The sequence below is a fragment of the Streptomyces sp. NRRL F-525 genome, from assembly GCF_000716605.1.
Taxonomy (GTDB): domain Bacteria; phylum Actinomycetota; class Actinomycetes; order Streptomycetales; family Streptomycetaceae; genus Streptomyces.
In genome coordinates this window covers 73278-85776 of sequence record NZ_JNXE01000017.1, presented here as the reverse complement: position 1 = coordinate 85776, position 12499 = coordinate 73278, and the positions used below count along the sequence as shown (strand labels likewise).

The window sequence follows — 12499 nt, the reverse complement described above, 5'->3', positions numbered from 1 at the left end:
TCCGGCCCATCGGTCCGGCGGACTACTGGCCCTTGATGCGTTCCTTCATGGCGTCGAGCTGTGTGAGAATGGGATATCCGCTCACGCTCAGCGCGTTTCCGTGTCCCGTCTCGTGGATGTCGAACACGGACTGGATGGCGGCGTAGAAGCCCTGGACGTCGAGGCTCTGGTTGACGGCCCGCTTCGCCTGGCGCAGTCCGAAGGACGGCATGGTGGCGATCTGGTGAGCCAACTCCAGGGCTTCGGTGCCCAGTTGGTCCAGTGGCACGACCTTGTTCACCATGCCGACCTTCTCCGCCTCCTCGGCGGTGACGGCCCGTCCGGTGAAGAGGATCTCCTTCGCCTTGCGCGGGCCCAACTCCCAGGTGTGGCCGTGGTATTCGACTCCCCCGATGCCCATGTGCACGACGGGGTCGGAGAATTCGGCGTTCTCGGCGGCCACGATCAGGTCGCAGGGCCAGCAGAGCATCAGTCCGCCCGCGATGCACTTGCCCTGCACGGCGGCGATCGTCGGCTTGGGCACGTTGCGCCAGCGCAGGGTGTACTCCAGGTACCGGCGGGTCTCGGCGCTGTAGATCCACTCCAGGGTGATCTCCTTCGGCGCCGGCCAGCGGTCCTTCAGGTCGTGTCCCGCCGAGAAGTGCTTGCCGTTGGCCTTCAGGAGAATGACCTTCACGTTCTCGTCGGCCGCGGCCCGGCTCCAGGCCGCGTCCAGGGCGTCGAGGAGCGCGCTGTTCTGCGCGTTGGCGACCTCGGGCCGGTTGAGGGTGATGATCCCCACCCGGCCGTCGACCTCGTACAGGATCTCGTCCATGCGTCTCGTCCTCTGTCGGCTCTGGGATGTCGGCCCTCTGGGCTGACCGGCTCTATCGGGGCAGGCCGAGGATGCGCTCGGCGATGATGTTGCGCTGGATCTCGGAGGTACCGCCGGCGATCGTCCCGCCGAAGCTGCGCGCGTACCGCTCGAACCAACTTGCGTTGAACGTCTGCAAGTTCATATGGGTGTACGGCCCCGTCTGCACCGGATGTAGCAGCGCCTCGGTCCCGTGCTGTTCGAGGGCGTGCAGCTCGGCGCTCTGCGCGGCCTCGGAGCCGAGCAGTTTGAGCACCGAGATCTCCACCGGGTTGCGGTCGGGCCCGAGCAGCCGATAGCCGAGCAACCGCAGTGCCTGGACGTCCATTTGGAGGGTCGCGTACCACTCCTCGTCGCAGGCCGCGTCCTGGATCAGGGCGTCCATCCGCTCGGCGTAGTGCACCCACAGCAGGGTCCGTTCGTGCCCGAGCGAGCCGTTGGCCACGCGCCAGCCCTCGTTGAGGGGGCCGACGAGGTTCTCCTTCGGGACATGGACGTCGGTGAAGAACACCTCGTTGAAGTCGAGGTCGTCCGGCGCGGCGATCGAACCGAACGGCCGCCGGACCAGGCCCTCGGAGTCGGTGGGGATGAGAAGGACGCTGATCCCCTTGTGCTTGGGGGCGTCGGGGTCGGTGCGGACGAAGGTGAGCAGGACGTCGGCGTCGTGCGCGCCCGAGGTCCACACCTTCTGCCCGTTCACGACGAAGTGGTCGCCTTCGAGGGCCGCGCGGGTGCGCAGCCCGGCCAGGTCGGAGCCGGCGCCGGGCTCGCTCATGCCGAGCGACGCGGTGATCTCGGCGCGCAGCAGGGGTACGGCCCAGTCGCGTTTCTGTTCCTCGGTGCCGAAGGTCAGCAGTGAGGCCGCGATGATGTTGAGGCCTTGCGGGTTGAAGCTGTGGTAGATCCGGCGCCGGGACAACTCCTCGAGGTGGGCGACCACTTGGGGCAGGGTGGCGTTGCGGCCGCCGTACTCGGGCGGCTGGGCGGGCAGCAGCCAGCCCGCGTCGAAGAGCTTGCGCTGCCAGCGCCGGGCCCAATCCGGTATGTCCGCGCTGGACTTGGACTGGACCGTGGCCTCTTCGGGGGTGGGCAGATGGGCGTCGATGAAGTCGCTGAAATCGGCGCGGAACTTCTCGACCTCGGGGTCGGGTGCGAGCCTCATACCAGCAGCGCCTTCCTGTGCTCGGACGCCGTACCGAGGAGCAGGTCCCCCGCCTTGGCCCGCTTGAGATGGATCTGCAGCTCGTTCTCCCACGTGTAGCCCATGGCACCGAAGAGCTGGAACCCGTTGCGGAAACACACCCGTTGGCAGTCGCCCGCCGCGGCCTTCGCCATCGCGGCCGCACGGCCTCGGCCGGGGTCGTTCTCGGCGATGGTGAGCGCGGAGAAGTAGGCGAGCACCTTCGCTCGTTCGATGGCGACGTACATGTCGGCGGCCTTGTGCTTGACGGCCTGGAACGAGCCGATGGGGACGCCGAATTGGTGCCGTTGCTTCACATGGGCGACGACCAGGTCGAGGATCCGCCGGCAACTGCCGACCGTGCTGACCGCCAGGCCCATCAGAGCCAGGTCCGGTACGCCGGCGACGAGGTCCGGCACGTCCACCCGGGCGATGTGCAGGGTCGGGTCGAACACGGACAGCCGCTCTGCGGCGAGCTCCTTTCCGTCCCGTACGACCACGCCCTCGGAGGTGAGAACGGCGATCTCGTCCGCGCGGTCGGCGTCGAGGACGAACTTCCCCTCCCCGTCGAAGACACCGGTACCCGAGCCGCGCGGCAGCCGTCCGGCCAGCGGTGCGAACCAGGTGGCCGTGGCGAGGAAGGGCGTGGGATCGGCGGCGTACCCCAACTCCTCCAGGACGATGGCCAGTTCCACCGGTGGGGCCTCCAGCCAGCCCAGCTCCAGGTAGGTGTCCCAGAGTTGTTTCTCGGGCAGGGACCGTGACTTGGTGACCGTTTCGCGGACCACCCGCTGGAGCAGCCGCTGTTCGTCGTCGAACTCAAACTCCATGCGCGACCTCCAGAAGGACCTTGCCGATGGCGCGGCGCCCCAGGCCGAGAGCCTCGGCGACGTCGGCGAGCGGATACACGGCGTGGACGCGGGGCCGGATCCTCCCGGCGGCGAACAGTCCGTGGAGTTCGGTGCGGGCGGCGACCAGGTCGTCCCGCCGGTGCCGCGCCCAGCCGCCGAGGTCGAAGCCGTGCAGGCTGACGCCTTTGAGCATGGGGAGGTTGAGCGGGATACGCGGGATCTCCCCGCTCGCGAACCCCACGCTCACGAACCGCCCGCCCCAGCGCATCGCCCGCAACGCCTCCTCCGCGTACGGCCCGCCGACCGGGTCGATCACGACATCGGCCCCGCCCGTGTCCCCTAGGGTCCGTTTCAACTCGTCGTACGGCAGGGTTACTTGTGCGCCCTGCTCGGCGCACACCGCCCGTTTCTCCTCCGTCGAGGCGACGGCGACGACCTCCGCGCCGAGCAGCGCGGCGAGTTCGACGGTGGCGAGGCCGACCCCGCCGGCCGCGCCGAGGACGGCGACGCGTTCACCCGGCTGTACGTCGGCGACCAGGCGGAGGGCGTCAAAAGCGGTGGCGTGGCTGACTCCGAAGGCCGCCGCGCGCTCGGTGGAGATTCCCTCGGGGATACGGCTCAGGCCTGCGGGCCGGGCGGTGACGCGTTCGGCGAAGGCGCCGACGAACATCGAACCGAAGACCCGCTCGCCCTTCTCGAATCCGTTCGCGGAGGCGGCGACCACGCCGGCGAACTCGCTGCCGGGGGTGAAGGGCGGTTCCGCCTTCACCTGGTAGGCGCCGTCGATGACGAGGAGGTCGGCGAAGTTGACGGCGGCGTAGTGCACGTCGACCGGGATGCCACCTTCATTCCCGGCCAACTCCCCTTCAGGCACAACCGGTTCGGGGATGTCCTCCACGACCACCGGGCCGCCGACGGCGTTGCAGCGGGCGGCTCTCATAGTCGGGTCGTCGCGGCGAGCTCGGCGGCCTGGGCGGCCATCTGCAGGACGACATCGCCGTAGTGGGCCATCTTCGGGTTGCCGCCCTCACCCTTCACGTGCCGGGCGTAGCCGCCTTCGAGGACGACGGCCATCTTGAAGCGCGCGAGGATCACGTAGTAGTCGATCTCGCTGACGTCTCGGCCGCTGACCTTGGCGTAGTGCTCCAGCAGGTCGGCACGGTCGGGCATGCCGGTGTAGTCGACGTACCCCTTCTGCGTGCGGTCCTCGTCGGCGTCCGGCCAGCCCATGATCACCCAGCCGAGGTCGAGCAACGGGTCGCCGACCGTGGCCATTTCGAAGTCGACCAGGGCGGCGAGCTGTGCGGGTGCGCCGTGCTGGAACATGACGTTGGCGAACTGGTAGTCGCCGTGGATGATGCCGGGTTCCCAGTGGGCGGGACGGTGTTCCCGCAGCCAGGCAGCGGCGTTCTCCAGGCCGGGTATCTCGCGGAACTTGAACTTGGCGAGGTGTGCGAGCCAGCGGTCGACCTGCCGGTCATGGAAGCCGTCAGGGCGACCGAAGCCCTCCAGGCCCTGGGCGCGCCAGTCCACGTTGCCCAACTTGGCGATGCCCTCGACGAGTTGATAGGCGAGGCCGGGGCGCAGCGACAGGTCGCTGAGGAACGGCTCGGGCCAGCCGTCCGTGTTCATCGGCGACCAACCGTCGACGTGTGCCATGAGGTAGAAGCAGGAGCCGAGCACGCTCGTGTCGTCGCACACGGCGATCGCCTCGGGGTGCGGGACGTCCGTGCCGTTGAGCGCGTTGAGAACGCGGTATTCGCGGAGCATGGTCTCGTTGCGCCCCGGTGGAACCTTCTCCGGCGGCTTGCGCAGCACCATGCTCACCTCGCCGCGCCGGATGCCGTAGATGTCGTTGGAGGTGCCGCCGGAGATGTACGACGTCTCGACGGGTTCACCGGGGGCGATGCCCTGGTCGTCCAGCCAGCGGGCGAGTGATTCCGTGTTCGCGAGCGTCACAGCAGGTCCTCCAACTGCTTCCGGGCCCATTCGCGGCGGGTGGGCAGGTGCTGGGTGGGCCACAGGCCTGGGGCCGCTTCGTAGCCGCGCAGGACGTCACGGGCGACCGTGATCTTGTGGACCTCGGTGGGGCCGTCGACGACCGCCATGACGGCAGCGCCGTTCCACATGTCCGAGAACGGCATTTCGTTCGACACACCGAGCGCGCCGTGCAGATGCATCGAGCGGTACACGACGTCGTGCAGCACCTTCGGGGTGAGGAACTTGATGGCGGCGATGTCCTTTCGGACCCGTTTGTAGTCCTGGTACTTGTCGATCTGCCAGGCGGTGTAGAGCACGAACAGCCGGAACTGGGCGAGTTGGGCGTAGGAGTCGGCGAGGTCGGCGCGCACGAGCTGCTTGTCCGCGAGCCGCTCGCCCTGGGTCTCGCGGGACAGGGCCCGCTCGGCCATCATGTCGAGCGCCTTCTGGCTCTGGCCCACGACGCGCATCGCGTGGTGGACGCGGCCGCCGCCGAGCCGGGTCTGGGCGATCGCGAAGGCCTGGCCCTCTCCGCCGAGCAGCGCGTCGGCGGGGACGCGGACGCCGTCGTAGGCGATGAGGGCGTGCATGCCCTCGTCGGTGGCCTCGCCCATGATGCCGAGGTGGCGCTCGATGCGGACGCCGGGGGTGTCGCTGGGTACGAGGAACATCGACATGCCCTTGTAGGGGCTGACGTCGGGGTTCGTCACGGCCATCACGATGACGAACTTCGAGGTGCGGGCGTTGGAGGAGAAGAACTTGCGGCCGGTGATGACCCAGTCGTCGCCGTCGCGCTCGGCGCGGGTGGTGAACATCGTGGGGTCGGCGCCGGCCTGCGGCTCGGTCATGGAGAAGCAGGAGAAGCACTCGCCTTCAAGCAGCGGCTGGAGGTAGCGCTCCTTCTGTTCGTCGGTGCCGTAGCGGGCGATGATCTCGGCGTTGCCGGTGTCGGGTGCGGCCGTACCGAAGATGACGGGGGCCCAACTCGACTGGCCCAGGATCTCGTTGATGAGCGCCAGCTTGACCTGGCCGAAGCCGCGGCCGCCGAGTTCGGGGCCGAGGTGCGGTGCCCACAGGCCCTCGTCGCGGACCTGTTGCTTCAACGCCCGGACGACCGGGCCGAGTTCGTCGTCGAGCGGGTGGTAGGCCCGGTCCGGATACAGCAGGTCCAGTGGCTCCACGCGCTCGGAGCGGAACCGCCGGATCCACTCCAGTTTCTCCTCGAACTCCGGCTCGGTGGAAAAGTCCCATGCCATGTCAGACGAACCTCCTGCCAACCCGGACGGATGGCGGTGAGAATATCATTCTCATCTCACGCAAGTAAGGGTCTCGAAACTTGCAGTGCGTCCTTCGGTAGGGGAAGCCGGGGTGTTACCGCTGAAGTGGAGTATCGTTCTTCAAGTGACAGCTGTCCCCGAAGAACAACCAGCCTGGCGCCAGCGCGCCGTTGAGCGTTCCACCCGTGCCGCCAAGCTCCGCGCCGAACAACGTGTGCAGCGCTTCCTCGACGCGGCGCAGGAACTCATCGCGGAGAAGCGGACGACGGACTTCACGGTCCAGGAGGTCGTGGACCGCTCCAAACAGTCACTGCGCAGCTTCTACCAGCACTTCGACGGCAAACACGAGCTGCTGCTCGCGCTGTTCGAGGACGCGCTGTCCAAGTCGGCGGCGGAGATCCGCGAATCGGCCGGCTCCCTGTCGGATCCACTCGAAGCTCTGCGGCTCGGGGTGACGATGCTCTTCGAGCAGTCGCTGTCCAACCCCGGTGTGGAGCGCCCCCTGTTCAGCGACTTCGCCCTCCAACTCCTTGTGAAGCATCCCGCGCAGGTGGCGACCGCTCATCTCCCCCTGCACCAGGTGTTCACGGAGTTGGTGGAGCAGGCCGAGGACGCCGGCGTCATCCCCGCTGGGAAGCCCCGCCGCCAGGCCTCGATCCTGATGCAGACGGTCATGTTCGTCGCACAGGGCAACGGAGTTCCGGCCGGCAGCCACGCGGCGCCGGTCACAGCCGAGGAGGTCTGGCAGTTCTGCCTCGGCGGCCTCTCGGGCGTCCCCGTGCACAACTGACGGGGCGACCGACGGACGTACGACGGCGTAATTGACGCTCTCCACAGCGGAGAGTACGGTTCTCGCCCACCGGGACGAGGGGTGGGCGATGACCGAGCCGCTACGGCATGGAGTACAGCGCTACCGGGTCGTGCAGTGGGCCACCGGGAACATCGGCGCCCGCACGATGCGTGCCGTACTGGAGCATCCGAACCTGACCTTGGCCGGGGTGTATGTCCACACCCCGGCCAAAGCAGGCCTGGACGCAGGCGAGTTGAGCGGGGGCGAACTCGGCACCACCGGGGTCGTCGCCACGCATGACATCGACGAGATCCTCGCGCTCGGCGCCGACTGCGTCCTCTACACCCCGCGCACCTGTGATTTCGACGAGGTGTGTGCGCTGCTCTCGTCAGGCGTGAACGTCGTGTCGACGCGCGGCGAGTTCCATCACGCGCCCAGCCTGGACCCGGTCACACGGAAGCGGATCGAGGACGCGTGCAAGCGGGGCGGCACCTCGGTGCACAGCACGGGCAGCAGCCCCGGATTCATCACGGAGGCGCTGCCCCTGGCGCTCACCTCGATCCAGCGGCGGCTCGACGCGCTGACGATCGACGAGTTCGCGGATCTCTCTCAACGGGACTCCCCCGGGCTGCTGTTCGAGGTGATGGGCTTCGGGCGGCCCCCTGCCGAGTTCGGCGAACAGCGCCTGGCCGGACTGCGCGACAGCTTCGGCCCGTCGTTGCGGCTGCTCGCCGAGGCGCTCTCGGCACCGCTCGACTCGGTGGAGGCGATCGGCGAGGTGGCAACTGCCCGGCGTACCACACGAATTGCCGCGGGCACGCTGCCCGCAGGCACGGTGGCCGCGCAGCGCATCACCGTGTCCGGCCTGCGGAAGGGCCGACCGCTGCTGCGGTTCCGCGCCAACTGGTACTGCACCACCGACCTCGACCCCGCCTGGGATCTCCGCGCGACCGGCTGGCATGTCGCGGTCGAGGGGGACGCGCCGCTGGACATCGATCTGCGGTTCCCCGTGCCCCTCGACCGGATGGCCGCGATGTCCCCGTCGTACACCGCGAACCGTGCGGTGAACGCCGTGCCGTTCGTCTGCGCGGCGGCTCCCGGAATCCGCTCCACGGCCGACCTCCCGCAGATCGTCGCCGACCTCGGGTGATGTCGGCGACACCTGCTGCCGGAGAACTCAGACCGTGCCGGCCGGCGCCACGACCTCCGGCTCGCCGTCCTCGTCGATCGAGTACTTCAGGAAGTCGTCGACCATGCGGTGGAACAGCGTCGCCAGTTGCTGCAGTTCGTCCGTCGACCACTCCGAGAGGGCCATTTGCATGCCGCGCGCACCGGCGTCCCGGACGTTGCTGACGGCCTTCCGGCCGGCCTCGGTCAGTTCGATCCGCTGGGCGCGGCGGTCGTCGGGGTCGGGCACGCGGGTGACGTAGCCGGACTTCTGGAGCTGCTGCACCGTCCGCGTCACATGCGAGGCCTCGACTCCCAGGCGCTGGGCCAGCTCCCCGGGGCGCAGCGGGTCGGAGTCGGCGACCTGCCGCAGCAACGCCACCGCCGCGCGGTCCAGAGGCACACCGGCGAGGGCCATCAGCCGGTCGTGCTGGCGGGCGCGCGTGCTCAGGTAGGTGATCCGAGTGAGGGCTCGCTCGATCTCGGTCACCTCCGGGGAGGCGGGGGCTTCGGGGATCGGTGGTGTGGACATGCGACCCACTTTACCATATTGTTGCGTAACTCAAGTAAATTACTGCGGTCGTTTACCACGACTACTGCCGAGAGCCTACTTTCTCCCGGTCTCCGGCCGTTCACAGGCGTGCACCGCGACGCTCCCGCCGCAGCAGCCAGGCCAGATACAGGCCGCCGGCCACGCCCGTCACCACACCGACCGGCAACAGCGCGGAGCCGGTGACGCGCTGGGTGGCCAGGTCGGCGGTGGAGACGAGGAGTGCGCCCGTCCAGGCGGCCGGCAGGACGTTCGGGCCGGCGGCGCGGGTTGCGCGGCGCGCAAGTTGGGGTGCGGCCAAGGCCACGAACGGGATGGGGCCGGCCGCGGCGACGGCCATCGCGGTCAGGCCCGTGCCCGCGCACAGCAGGACGAGACGGCTGCGCTCGGGCGGTACGCCGAGGGCGGCGGCCGTGTCGTCGCCGAGTTCCAGCAGGGTGAGCCGCCGCCCGTACCCGATCACGACGGGGACGAGGACGGCCAGGCCGATCCCGACGGTCCGGACGTCGCTCCAGCCACGGGAGTTGAGCGACCCGATCAGCCAGCTCGCGGCCTGCGCCGCCTTGCCGATGTCGGCACGGACGTAGAGGAAGCTGGTCGCCGAGCCGAGCACCGCGGACGCGCCGATGCCGACGAGGATCAGCCGGTAGCCGTGCACGCCCTGTTTCCAGGCCAGCAGGTAGACCGCGACGGCCGTGGCAAAACCGCCGCACACCGCGCCGAGCGCCGTCTGGGGTGCGCCCGCGTCGAAGAGGATGATCGCCACGAGCGCGCCCGCCGAGGCCCCGTTGCCGAATCCGGTGATGTCGGGGCTGCCGAGCGGATTGCGGATGAGCGACTGGAACACCCCGCCCGCCATGCCCATCGCGAAGCCCACCAGTACGGCCGTCAGGGCGCGCGGCAGCCGTAGGTCGAGAACGACGAACTCGGCGCCGGGAGGACCGTTCCCGGCCAGGGTGCGGACGACCTCCGGCGGTGAGAGTTCGTAGGTGCCGGTGCCGATCGCGAGCACCGTCGTACACACGGCCAGCGCGCCGAGGCCGAGGCAGACCAGCAACGCCCGGGTGTCGTAACGGAGTGACCAGCGGGCGGTGCGCAACAGGCCCCGGGACACGGCGACTTGGACCGGCGACGTGCGCGTCGGGATCACAGGTGGGCCACCTTCCGTTGCCGCACGAGATGGATGAAGAGGAGGCCGCCGAGGAACGCGGTCACCGTGCCCACGTCGATCTCTGACGGCGGTACGACGACCCGTCCGATCACGTCCGAGACGAGCAGCAGAACCGGTGCGTACAGCGCGCAGTAAGGGAACAGCCAGCGCGGGTCCGGGCCGCAGAACGCGCGGGCCGCGTGCGGGATCATCAGGCCGATGAAGCCGATCGGCCCGCACAGGGCGGTCGCTGAGCCGCACAGCAGCGTGACGGAGACGATGGACAGCAGCCGGGTCCGCCCGACCCGGGTGCCCAGGGCCCGGGCTTGATCCTCGCCCAGTGCGAGCGCGCCGAGCGGTCGGGCCAGCACGAAGGCGAGCAGGGCACCGGTCGCGAGCAACGGCAGTACGTCGAGCAGCAGATGGGCGTCGCGGCCCGCGAGGGTGCCGACGGACCAGTACCGCAGGGAGTCCAGGGTGTCCAGGTCCCACTGCTGGAGCCCGTTGACGTAGCCGAACAGGGCCGCGTTGACGGCGGTTCCGGCGAGGGCGAGGCGGACGGGAGTGGCGAGGCGCCCCCCGCCCAGGGCGTTCACGGCGGTGGCCGCGAGGGCCGCGCCGGCGAGCGCGAACCACAGGTATCCGCCGAACGAGGTGATGCCGAGGACACTGATCGCGGTGACGACGGCGGCGGACGCGCCCGCGTTCACTCCGAGGAGTCCGGGGTCGGCCAGCGGGTTGCGGGTCAGGGTCTGCATGACTCCGCCCGCGAGGCCGAGCGCCGCACCGACGGCGACCCCGACGAGGGTGCGGGGCAGCCGGAGGTCGCGCACGATCGCGTCGTTCTCGGTGCCCGAGGGCGCGAACAGGCCGTGCCACACCTGGTCGAGGGGGATCTGTTTCGTGCCCACGGCCAGCGAGACGGTGACCACGACGGCCAGCAGGGCGAGGCCCAGCAGCAGGCCCGCCGCCCGCAAAGACACGCCGGTGCGGTGTCCGGCGTCGCCGTTCGCCTTGTCGGACGGGGTCAAGGTGCCGGTGCTCATACCGCCCCCTCGGCCAACGACCGTGCACACAACGGGTGTTGACCAGGAGAAGCACGTACAGAAAGGGCGCTGGGCGAGCACCGGAACACGAAGGAGAGCCGTCGCTCTCCACTCGGCCCGGAGCATGATCGGGTGGACATGTAATTAGCTTAGGCTAACCTTACCTACGTTGTTGACGATTTCGTTGACGACCTCCCCCGCTGTGCCCAACCGCCGCTGCCCCCTGCCCGGTTGCGCCTGCCCGCCCACGAATGCCCGCCCCCAACGGAGACTTTCGATGACCGCCACGACCCCGCCGTGCGCCGACGACGAGGCCCTGCCGGAGACCCGCTCCGACGCTCGTCCGAGCCGCGTCACCGGCCCACGCGTCAGCCGCCTCGTCGACCGCCTCGACACCGCCGACGACGCCCAACGCACCGCCCTCACCGACGAGTTCTGGAGAGAGGTGGAACGCGTGGGCACCCCGCTCGTCGAGGAACTGGCGGACGAACCCGGCCATCGGGCCGTCACCTTCCTGTGGCGGGGCCACCGCGCCACCCGGCAGGTGCTGTTGTTCGCCAACCGTCTCGTCGACCGGGACGACCTCGCCGCCTCCCTCCTGGAGCGGATACCCGGCACCGACGTCTGGCACCTGGGCCTGCGGCTGCGCGCCGACCACCGCGGTTCGTACCGGATGGCCGCCGACATCTCCCCGAAGCAGCCGCCCACGGACCCGGCCCGGCTTCAGCTACGACTGCGGTCTCTGCTCGCCCACGCGGCGCCGGATCCTCTCAACCCCCGCTCCCTGCCCACCCGTTGGCTTCCGGCCGCCAGCTCGGTCTACGCCCTTCCGCACGCACCCGCGCAGTCCTGGGCACAGCGGCGGGGCCGGGTGCCGGCCGGCCGGGTGGAACGGCACCCGGTGACCACCCAGGCGCTCGGCGGTACGCGGGACACCTGGGTGTATCTGCCGCCCGGGCACGAGCGGCGCGGCCCGTCACCGTTGCCCGTGGTCGCGCTGTGCGACGGCGACATGTGGTTCGGCCGGCTCCGGTTCGGCGAGACGCTCGACGTGCTGATCGCCGACGGAGTGCTGCCGCCGCTCGCCGTGCTGTCCCCGGATGCCGTGGACCGGCGCACCCGCGAACGTGAACTCGGCGGGCACGACGCGTTCGTGGACTTCCTCGCGGACGAACTGCTGCCCTGGGCGGCCGGCCGCTGGCCCCTGACCACCGACCCGCGCCGTACCGTCGTGGCCGGGCAGAGCCTCGGCGCCGTGACGGCACTGCACGCCGCCCGGCTGCTGCCCGGACGGTTCGGCAGGGTCCTGGCCCAGTCGCCGTCCCTGTGGTGGCGCCCCGGGCTGCCGCCGGGGGCACCCAGGCCGCAGGTCCAGGACGTTCCCTGGCTCGTCCGGCGCTGTGCGGCGGCGGGCTCCCGACCCCTGACGGTGCATCTCGATGTCGGGCTGCACGAGGGCGCGTTGGTCGATCAGACCCGCGTTCTGTACGACGCGTTGCGCTCCGCGGGCCACACGGTGACCCGCGAAGAGTTCAACGGCGGCCACGACTACGCCTGTTGGCACGACGCCCTGGCCGACGGCCTGGTGCGGCTGCTCGGCACCGAACCCCACTGACCATCCGCGGGCCCCACCCCGCACTCGTCAACTCCGCCTC

General features: G+C 69.8%; 12 protein-coding genes. 3 read left to right on the top strand and 9 right to left on the bottom strand.

Features of this window, described 5'->3' with window-relative positions; all coding sequences use genetic code 11:
* Positions 1-22: 22 nt before the first annotated feature.
* The 6 genes from OO69_RS24640 to OO69_RS24615 are packed head-to-tail and all read right to left on the bottom strand — an operon-like array spanning position 23 to position 6120.
* Positions 23-814: an enoyl-CoA hydratase gene (locus OO69_RS24640; protein WP_033282934.1), complete on the bottom strand. Its 792-nt coding sequence runs from the start codon at positions 812-814 to the stop codon at positions 23-25.
* 52 nt (positions 815-866) lie between these two features.
* Positions 867-2015, bottom strand: coding sequence for an acyl-CoA dehydrogenase family protein (locus tag OO69_RS24635; protein WP_033282933.1), 1149 nt, complete (start codon positions 2013-2015; stop codon positions 867-869).
* On the bottom strand, positions 2012-2863 hold the full coding sequence (locus tag OO69_RS24630) for an acyl-CoA dehydrogenase family protein (RefSeq protein ID WP_033282932.1): 852 nt from the start codon (positions 2861-2863) through the stop codon (positions 2012-2014). The genes OO69_RS24635 and OO69_RS24630 overlap by 4 nt, the downstream gene beginning before the upstream one ends.
* Positions 2853-3824, bottom strand: a complete 972-nt coding sequence (locus OO69_RS24625) for an NADPH:quinone oxidoreductase family protein (RefSeq protein ID WP_033282931.1) — start codon at positions 3822-3824, stop codon at positions 2853-2855. The genes OO69_RS24630 and OO69_RS24625 overlap by 11 nt, the downstream gene beginning before the upstream one ends.
* Positions 3821-4843, bottom strand: coding sequence for a phosphotransferase family protein (locus OO69_RS24620; protein ID WP_033282930.1), 1023 nt, complete (start codon positions 4841-4843; stop codon positions 3821-3823). The genes OO69_RS24625 and OO69_RS24620 overlap by 4 nt, the downstream gene beginning before the upstream one ends.
* A complete protein-coding gene (locus tag OO69_RS24615) occupies positions 4840-6120 on the bottom strand; it encodes an acyl-CoA dehydrogenase family protein (protein WP_033282929.1) in 1281 nt (426 codons plus the stop codon). The genes OO69_RS24620 and OO69_RS24615 overlap by 4 nt, the downstream gene beginning before the upstream one ends.
* A gap of 145 nt (positions 6121-6265) precedes the next feature.
* Here OO69_RS24615 and OO69_RS24610 point away from each other — a divergent pair, with 145 nt between their 5' ends.
* The gene (locus tag OO69_RS24610; protein WP_033282928.1) at positions 6266-6931 is read left to right on the top strand and encodes a TetR/AcrR family transcriptional regulator; all 666 of its coding nucleotides are present in this window, start codon (positions 6266-6268) and stop codon (positions 6929-6931) included.
* A gap of 88 nt (positions 6932-7019) precedes the next feature.
* Positions 7020-8081, top strand: coding sequence for a dihydrodipicolinate reductase (locus tag OO69_RS24605; protein ID WP_033282927.1), 1062 nt, complete (start codon positions 7020-7022; stop codon positions 8079-8081).
* Between the two features lie 27 nt (positions 8082-8108).
* On the opposite strand, the gene OO69_RS24600 is transcribed toward OO69_RS24605, so the two are convergent.
* The 3 genes from OO69_RS24600 to OO69_RS24590 all read right to left on the bottom strand — a co-directional run bounded on the left by OO69_RS24600 (position 8109) and on the right by OO69_RS24590 (position 10844).
* Entirely contained in the window at positions 8109-8630 is a 522-nt protein-coding gene (locus OO69_RS24600; RefSeq protein ID WP_033282926.1) for a MarR family winged helix-turn-helix transcriptional regulator, read from the bottom strand.
* Positions 8631-8730: 100 nt separating this feature from the next.
* Complete coding sequence (locus OO69_RS24595) at positions 8731-9798, bottom strand: FecCD family ABC transporter permease (protein ID WP_106971105.1); 1068 nt, start codon at positions 9796-9798, stop codon at positions 8731-8733.
* Positions 9795-10844, bottom strand: a complete 1050-nt coding sequence (locus tag OO69_RS24590) for a FecCD family ABC transporter permease (protein ID WP_051801183.1) — start codon at positions 10842-10844, stop codon at positions 9795-9797. The genes OO69_RS24595 and OO69_RS24590 overlap by 4 nt, the downstream gene beginning before the upstream one ends.
* Before the next feature lie 277 nt (positions 10845-11121).
* Here OO69_RS24590 and fes point away from each other — a divergent pair, with 277 nt between their 5' ends.
* Positions 11122-12459, top strand: coding sequence for an enterochelin esterase (fes, locus tag OO69_RS24585; protein ID WP_051801182.1), 1338 nt, complete (start codon positions 11122-11124; stop codon positions 12457-12459).
* The last annotated feature ends 40 nt before the right edge of the window (positions 12460-12499 follow it).